At 27.8% G+C, this 1,015-nt stretch carries 1 protein-coding gene; it reads left to right on the top strand.

What is annotated here, in order from left to right:
- The coding region (locus FHL06_RS14270) for a DUF536 domain-containing protein (protein WP_153387333.1) at window positions 1–522 on the top strand (522 nt) is incomplete at its 5' end.
- Between the last annotated feature and the right edge of the window lie 493 nt (window positions 523–1,015).

Raw genomic sequence — 1,015 nt, 5'->3', positions numbered from 1 at the left:
AAGAATGATGATTTTGAAAGTGAAAAAAAAGAAGAAGCTAAACCTAATAATGATAACCTGGTGAAAGATGAGACAATAAAACAATTATATAACCAGGTAGATATATATAAAGAACAATCAAACAGAGATAAAGAGCAAATAAATACACTTAATAGACTTTTAGAGAATCAACAAGTATTGGCGTTAGAGAGTAATAAGAAGATTCAAAAATTAGAGAATCAATTAGAGGAAGAAAGACAGCTTAATTATTCCTTTGATACATCTGTTAATGATAGACAAAACGTTAATTCGCAAGAAGCAACATTTACCGAAGAATCTAAAGATATTAATCAAGAACAAGAAGATGAACAGCCAACAGAAGTACAACATAAAGATGTAGCTGAAGATAAAAAGGATGACAGTACAAACGAAGAAGTATTAGCAAAAGATGATAAACCATCTGAAGAAATAGAGGATGAGACTGTTGATAGGGGAGAACAGACCCCTAAAAAAGGGTTTTGGAGTCGTTTATTTGGTAACTAATTTTAATTAAAAAGGCACGACAAGTTCATGAACTTGTCGTGCTTTTTTATGTGAATCGAACTTCTGATAATCATCGATTATGTAAATTTAGGTTTAATTTAGATAAATTAAAGGTATTAATAAAATAAAGCTCCCCATATAACTTTTTAATTACACACTTACTACAGTTAGAAATATTTCTAACTGTAGTTTTAAATTTAGATATGCGTATAAGATGATGTGATTAAATATATGATTCATATATTTAAAATCAGAAATGATAGTCTTGAGACTTGCATAAGTTTAAAAATAACTTTTTATGCAATCAAAGTTGTATTCATATTTACTATAAAACAGGAGAGAGTATAAATGGATATATTAATTAATTTAAGAAAAAGACATGAGCTAACACTTAAACAACTTAAAGATGAATTAAATAAAATTTCTGACTTATCATTTGATGAAAAAAGATTATGGCAATTTGAAAAGGGAGAAAAAACTCCTACCGAAACAG

The organism is Companilactobacillus halodurans (genome assembly GCF_009600985.1).
GTDB classification, from domain to species: Bacteria; Bacillota; Bacilli; order Lactobacillales; family Lactobacillaceae; genus Companilactobacillus; species Companilactobacillus halodurans.
Note: the sequence above shows the minus strand (reverse complement) of the source record. Positions and strands in the feature narration are given on the sequence as shown.